A 7679-nucleotide genomic window follows, 5' to 3' on the forward strand; every position below is an offset into this window, starting at 1 on the left:
GATTAAGGTGCAAGGTGTCGCTGAATAGTTACAACTATAGTACCTCCTGTTGGTATCATTGTTCCCTGCATAGAATAAAATACCAATAGAGATATATAAACATTACAAGGATTTTTGAAAAATTTCATTATCTTTTATCTTTTAGAGGGTAACACAACCCAACTTCCAAATATTTCATCCCATTCGTTTGGCGTAAACTTTTCAAAACCACTTGAATCAAAGAAAGTGAACTCACCGAAATACACTTTATCATCAACACTATACAAATCAATTCTTACGTGTGGAAGACCTTGTGAGAGTTTCTTAGCTATTTTCTTCATCTCCTCAAATGTTGAAGGTAGTTGGGGAGTTACTGGATTGTTCTTTCCTCCTTGAGTAAATGGCAAATTATTTCCATCCATATCAAAAAAATCGAAGTAGGTGCGGTGTCCTGAGAATCTTTCGCTTGCCACAAGAAAAACTTTAGGCTCTCCATTAAAACAATAGAACTTATAATCACGCAACTCTCCGCTTTCGTCAACCTTAAATTCCTCTGCTAATATTCTTGGTTTGACTTTTTTATAAGGCCATTCCTTAAGGTGTTTATAAATACTTGTCTTTAAAGAAATATTCAAGCGTTCAGCTGCAGAAGCCTTATCCAATTTCTTCTTGTCACGGCATATAACAACGCCTCCGCCTCCACCTCCATTGGTCGTTTTTAGAACAAAGCGGTCAGGAAGTGTACTAAAATCAATATCTTCAAATCTATCCCAAACACCAAGTGTTGGAATTATATATTCTTTTCCTAATATTTTTTCAGCAACCTTTTTCGCTTCGTATTTGTCAACCATTCTGGTATATTCAGGCTTTCTATTATACAGTTTTAACCATTGAAGTTTTTCATTAAATGTCTTGGGATTTTTTAAATCCAAGCTATATCCCATCTTTAAACGGAACATTATTTTTAGATACAAAGCATCAGGAAGCCATGTTCCAAAATGGGTAAGAATTGCTAAGCAGAACTTTTGTGGTTCCTTAAAGTAAGTGATTATTTTTTGCATACTATATTATTTCTAATATCTACATTTTATATACGACTTAATATTTTTACAAGTTTTTTTACAACCCTATCAGTACGTTCATCAATGTCATAAAGCGGATTATACTCAACTAAATCAATAGACTTTACAGTAGTATTATTTTTTAGAATTAAGTTCAAGAGTTCATGCAATGCTGCTTCTGTTATTCCACCCTCTTCTGGTACACCTGTACCAGGAGCTATTGATGGGTCAAGTACGTCAATATCCAAGCTTATATGAATTTGCTTGAATCGTGACATAAAACCGCTTATTGTCTCCAAAGCCCCAACGATATCCGAATTAATAACATCACTCGGTATTCTTGAAATACCATGCTTATTAATTAACTCTACCTCATATGGGTCGAGACTTCTTGCGCCTACATACAGTATATTCTCAACTGGCAGAATGTTCTTTGTATACCTTCCAACATATTTGGCCTCACCAAATCCCATAAGATATGCCATATGCATTCCATGTATATGGTGGCTTGCTGAACGCTCTGCAATATTGCAATCCCCATGAGCATCAAGATAGATAACGCCTACTTCTGGGTTGTGCTTTAAAGCACCAGCAATAGAGCCCCAAGAAACAGCATGGTCTCCTCCAATTGTTATCACCTTCTTGCCAGATGACAAGGCAGAATAAACAGAATTGCAGATATCCTGATTTACTTTATCAATAGCGTTAAAGAACGGCATTAAGCTATCTTCACCAGGACGTTCGTCGGGTATTGATATACATGAAAGCTCTTTCAAACCTTCGTTTTCAAATAATTGAGCCAAACGCAATGCTCCAACTTCTGGTCCTTTTTTATAAGCTCCATACCATTGCGGAGCTACAATATAATTCATAAAATGTTATTGTTTTGATATAAAAAATTTCTATACTTGCTTTTTAAATAGCAAGTATTTTATTCATACAATACTACTATCCTTGGCAATATATTTTTGCCAAGATATAAGTACCAACTCCTAACACCCCTCTACATAGAAGCACAGTAATTGCAGCACCAATATATGAGAAATAATAAACTAAGGGTATCGAAACACTCATTCCTAAAATGGATGAAACAAAGGTTAGATTTCTTAGTGGTTTTTCCTTATGATTAAGTATTAAGAAATTAGTTCCATATGTATAATCCATTGCAAGAAATATTACAGAAAAGGATAGAATCTGCATTACAATGACAGACTTTTCAAATTCATCTCCTAACATTACTTTAATGACAAATGGAGATATTGCTATAAGAAAAATAGAGCCTATCAATGCTAATCCGATATTCAGTTTTGCATAAAAAGAATGTTTATCTAGACGTCTTGATAAGAATGGATAAAATGCCCTTGAAAGAACAGACTGAAAATTATAAAAGATAGTAGGAAATTTATTTCCACCATCATATAAGCCATTAGCTGTTGCACCTCCAAAGAAACCTAAGAGCATTACTGAGAAGCTATTGTAAAGGTTGGGCATCAGATTATTTATGAATACGTCTGTACTGCCTTTTATGGTTCTTGTTAACTCGCCCCATTGGGGGCTATATAGAGTATATCCCCACTTCATTAAGATGAGATATAAAGCTCCTATACCACATAATAAATATCCAATTGTAGTCAAAAGAGGCTGTATTAAATAATCCTCCCTTTCATGTATAAATATAAATACAGATATTGTGAATATCAACTTTATGAGAAGATTAAAAATAGTGGTGTATTTCATCCGTTCTATTGCTTGAAAAAACCACTCAGGAAATAGAATGTAACCAGGAACCAATAAAAAAGTAACAAAGATTATATCAGCATTCTCACGAAGGTAAGGTACTGCCAGAACTGCTATCAGCAGTAATAATCCAGAAAAAAGAGTCAATAGGCATCTTGCCCATAATACATTACTGAAAATACGTGAAACCTTCTCCTTGTCCGCCCGATTTTGCGCAACATCACGAGTTGCAATAAGGTTAAATCCCCAATCGGATATTGTCTGAATCCATACAACAATAGCTGATGCAAATGCAATCTTTCCAACGCCATCTGCACCTATCACACGTGCAAGATACGGCATTGTTATCAATGGGAACACATAACCAGCTATTTGCAATAAAGACAAATAACCGAAATTTGCAAAGACGGTTTTACCGTCCTTATTACTATTTATTTTCTTTTTTATTTCTGATAATCTGTTCATTATTAATCATCTAAGTACGTGATCTTAATTATTTATACATTATAAGTACGTTTGTACTGTTAGTACTCAATTTAAGGCATAGCCCTTTGTATAGGCACTTTTGCAAGTGCCTATATATTGAGATTTTAAAAAATCACATGTTTATTAACTATTTCATACATTTTACACGCAAGTGATTTTCGGCTACACTCGGCATAGCTTAAACAAGTTTGGCTCTGCTCTCGTTGGCACGAAAATCCTTCGCTCGACAATTTAAAAGCAAGCTTTCATTGTTCTCACTTATCGAAACCGGCGTAATGGATATTTGGTAGGCTGAAACCTCTCGTGTTTTAGCCTACCAAATATCCATTACGCCGGTTTTTAAGTAAATCAGAAGAATTATCAATAGTATTTCGCATACCATTCGGCAAAGCGTCTTAATCCTTCTCTTAGACTTGTGTTTGGCTTGAAACCAAAATCTTGCTCCAAAGGTGTTGTATCAGCGTAAGTAACCGGCACATCACCAGACTGCATAGGTACAAGTTCCTTGTGGGTTTCAAAGTCGTAGTCTTTAGGAAGGACTCCTGCACGTACAAGCTCTTCTTGGAGGATGGTTACGAAGTCAAGGAGGTTTTCGGGGGAATTATTACCGATGTTGTATACTTTGTATGGAGGGATAGGAAGACCGTCCTCACCGTTCTGCTTCTCGGGGGCGTGCTGCATGATACGAACTACACCTTCTACAATATCGTCTACAAACGTAAAGTCGCGCTTGCAGTTGCCGTAGTTGAAAATCTTGATGGTTTCACCTTTAACAAGCTTATTGGTAAAGCCGAAATATGCCATATCGGGACGACCTGCAGGACCGTATACTGTAAAGAAACGCAAGCCTGTAGATGGGATGTTATAGAGTTTGCTATAGGCATGTGCTATTAGTTCATTACTCTTCTTGGTTGCAGCATAAAGAGATACAGGATTGTCTACCTTGTCGTCTGTAGAATATGGAACCTTCTTGTTGCTGCCATATACTGAAGATGAAGAGGCATACACAAGATGCTCTACTTCGTGATGACGGCATGCTTCAAGGATGTTGTAGAAACCGATAAGGTTGCTCTGAATATAAGCATCAGGATTGGTGATGCTATAACGTACACCTGCTTGTGCTGCTAGGTTTACTACAACAACTATTTTATTCTCTGCAAATATCTTCTCTACTGCTTCTTTATCAGCGATAGAAGCATGAACGAAAGTCCAGTCACGGTTTAATGCTTCTATTTCTTTCAGACGCTCGTATTTGATGTTTACATCATAGTAATCGGTAATAGAATCTATACCGATTACTTTAATATTCTGCACGTCATGAAAAAGACGCTTTACAAGGTTGCTACCTATAAAGCCTGCTGCACCTGTTACAAGAACAGTTTTGCCTTCAATATTTATATTGTGATTTACCATTGCTTAGTCTCTTCTAAAAATATCACGTGTATAAACTTTCTCTTCTACGTCTGTCAAGCAGTCATCAAAGCGGTTGGCGATGATGGCTTTGCACTGAGCCTTGAACTCATCGAGGTTATTAACCACCTTGCTGCCGAAGAATGTTGTTCCGTTTTCCAATGTTGGCTCATAGATAATAACCTCAGCACCCTTAGCCTTAATACGCTTCATGATGCCTTGGATGGCTGACTGACGGAAGTTATCGGAGTTGGATTTCATTGTTAGGCGATAGACACCGATGACACAAGCGTGCTCTTTGCTTGCATCCCATTGACCATTTTCTGCGTAATAGCCAGCCTTGCGGAGCACTGCATCAGCGATGTAATCCTTGCGTGTGCGGTTGGACTCTACAATGGCCGACATCATGTTCTGTGGGACATCCTGATAGTTGGCAAGGAGTTGCTTGGTGTCCTTAGGCAAGCAGTAGCCACCGTAGCCGAATGATGGGTTATTATAATGTGTGCCGATGCGTGGGTCGAGACCTACACCCTCGATGATAGCCTTTGAGTCGAGACCTTTCATCTCAGCATAGGTGTCAAGCTCGTTGAAGTAGCTGACACGAAGGGCGAGATAAGTATTAGCAAAGAGTTTTACTGCCTCTGCTTCCTTCATACCCACAAAGAGGGTGTCGATGTTTTCTTTGATGGCACCTTCTTGCAGAAGAGTAGCAAAAGTCTTAGCTGCATCAATCAGCATATCTACATTAGTAACCGACTCGATGGCGTTGTTCTCTGCTTCAAACTCTGGATTGTTGATAATCTTAGGATAACCAACTATGATACGGCTGGGGTAGAGATTGTCATACAATGCTTTGCTCTCACGAAGGAATTCTGGAGAGAAGAGGAGATTGAACTTCTTAACTCCTTTCTGCGCATACTTTAAATAGAGGTTACGGGTGTAGCCAACAGGAATGGTAGACTTGATGACCATGACGGCATCGGGATTTACCTCCAACACGAGGTCGATAACTTCTTCTACGTGCGATGTGTCAAAATAGTTCTTTACAGGGTCGTAATTGGTAGGAGCAGCAATCACCACAAAATCAGCATCTGCATAGGCTGATTTGCCGTCAAGAGTGGCGACAAGGTTCAATGGCTTCTCTGCCAAATACTTTTCGATATAATCATCTTGAATAGGAGAAATCTTATTATTAAGCTTTTCAACCTTTTCTGGGATTACATCTACTGCTGTTACATGATGATGTTGTGATAGCAATGTAGCTATGCTCAGTCCCACGTAGCCAGTACCGGCCACTGCGACTTTAATGTCTTTGAAATCACGCATATATTTGTTTTATTTAGTTTCTATTTTCTCCTATTGTTGATTTTGATATATTGTATCGATACAAGTATTTATCTTGAAGTATTTATAACAAGATTTGTTTGTATTACTTCTTCTCCTCTCAAAATTCTTTTTATTGGTTGTAGTAGGGCACGGACATTCTATACGGACAGATTGCAGCGTGTAGCGATATGCGAAGAAATCGATTTCCATTTTATTTCTCTAAGATGTACTATTCAAACAGATAGCCGTAGTTGTTTTGCAACGCCTCAAATTCTGTTTCACAGCGATTATGCAGTTCTTCATCGCTGTCCTTGAATATCTTTATCGCTTTCTCCATCTCTTCCTTTACGGTTCTTCCTACTTCAAATATGGGTCTCAGTTCGTCCTTAAAATAGTCGATAAAAGGAGCATAATAGTAGCCAATTTCTTCTATCATAAAGTAGAAAGTATCGAAAGCGTCTTTCAAGTCCAATTTCTTGGATTCAACATCCTTGATTGTCTGAATACGCAATATATCTATATTCTCCACTTGCGCTGCGACCTCTTGTGCAGTCTTCACTTGGTGGAAATAGCGGTCGATAAAGGCATTGCGCTCATGCAAGTTGCGCTTGTAGAATAACTCTCGCTCTTTTTTGTCTGCCTCGTTCTTGTTTACTTCCTCAAAACGTTCAGCATGTACACCTGATAAGGCTACTGCCATTCCACCGACATCCATAACGAGCTTGCGGTCTCGGGCTATGCGGATTACATAACCTTCGAGTCCGGCATATTCACCAGTCACAATGCGAAGTAGGGTACGGTTCTTGGAATAATAGACAAAAGGACGAAGAAGGAAGCGGAGACGTTCTGGCTCGGTTTCTGCCACACGCATAAATGGCTCCATTTGGTTGCAAGTGATAGTGGCTATCCTTCCTGTACTACAATTCTTACAGAGTTTATATGAATTTACGTTTCTATCTAAGTAGTACTGTATTTTTTTAGGGTCGCCTTGCAAGAATATCAGTCCACTTACAGTAGGGGTTTCCACTTCGCGCATTCCACCTCTATTCCTGTGACGTGGAACATATTTTATTGTCTTATGCACAAAATGGGTTAGTCCATCTTTCTTTAGCTGTTCTTCTATCGACTTTACTTTTTGATTGTGTACAAAAAGATAACTCCATGATGTGCAGTTATCTTTCACCTGCGAACACTTCTTTATCGCTGAACCAGTCATTTCGTCTGGCTCAGAAACGTGTGTGCCCTTTGGAAATTCATTGTTCTCAGATGTCTGAAAACACTTTGTTTCGTCGGCTGTAGACTGAGAAACCGTGCAATCCTGCTTCATAACCTCTCCGCTACTTTATGTCACTGTTGTCTGCCATCACCTGGGATGACAATGCCAATTTTACAATAACATTGTTCATAAATTCATACTATCTGTGTGTGTATGTTTGTCCAGTTACGGGTTTCAATGTTTCACAAATCAAATTTGCTGATTGCGCTGCATTTTCACCTCATAGTGGCTTTGTGTCTCTATCTCTTTACATACTGTTTTCACATGATAAAACAGTATCTACCTTGCAAATTTACATAAAAATCGCTATATATAAGCCAGTGGAAATAAAAAATGGGAAATAAATTCTCGAATCGCCTTCCCATTTGACGAAAAAGTGTCAAGGCCAGCATCAATTCTTTGTC

At 38.3% G+C, this 7679-nt stretch carries 6 protein-coding genes; all 6 read right to left on the reverse strand.

The window, feature by feature from the left end:
- Positions 1–134 precede the first annotated feature (134 nt).
- A complete protein-coding gene (locus HMPREF3034_RS09250) occupies positions 135–1040 on the reverse strand; it encodes an ATP-grasp fold amidoligase family protein (RefSeq protein ID WP_082721755.1) in 906 nt (301 codons plus the stop codon).
- A 26-nt stretch (positions 1041–1066) separates the two neighbouring features.
- On the reverse strand, positions 1067–1912 hold the full coding sequence (locus HMPREF3034_RS09255; RefSeq protein ID WP_036899646.1) for an arginase family protein: 846 nt from the start codon (positions 1910–1912) through the stop codon (positions 1067–1069).
- A 76-nt stretch (positions 1913–1988) separates the two neighbouring features.
- Positions 1989–3242 carry an oligosaccharide flippase family protein gene (locus tag HMPREF3034_RS09260; protein WP_197421758.1) on the reverse strand — a complete coding sequence of 418 codons (1254 nt, stop codon included), beginning with the start codon at positions 3240–3242 and terminating at the stop codon, positions 1989–1991.
- A gap of 381 nt (positions 3243–3623) precedes the next feature.
- On the reverse strand, positions 3624–4676 hold the full coding sequence (locus tag HMPREF3034_RS09265; protein ID WP_062435073.1) for an NAD-dependent epimerase/dehydratase family protein: 1053 nt from the start codon (positions 4674–4676) through the stop codon (positions 3624–3626).
- A gap of 3 nt (positions 4677–4679) precedes the next feature.
- Entirely contained in the window at positions 4680–5999 is a 1320-nt protein-coding gene (locus HMPREF3034_RS09270) for a UDP binding domain-containing protein (RefSeq protein WP_062435076.1), read from the reverse strand.
- 229 nt (positions 6000–6228) lie between these two features.
- Positions 6229–7326 (reverse strand): hypothetical protein, encoded by a 1098-nt coding sequence (locus HMPREF3034_RS09275; protein ID WP_062435080.1) that lies wholly within the window; start codon positions 7324–7326, stop codon positions 6229–6231.
- Between the last annotated feature and the right edge of the window lie 353 nt (positions 7327–7679).

Origin of the sequence: Prevotella sp. DNF00663, assembly GCF_001553265.1 — a bacterium.
Lineage (GTDB): Bacteria > Bacteroidota > Bacteroidia > Bacteroidales > Bacteroidaceae > Prevotella.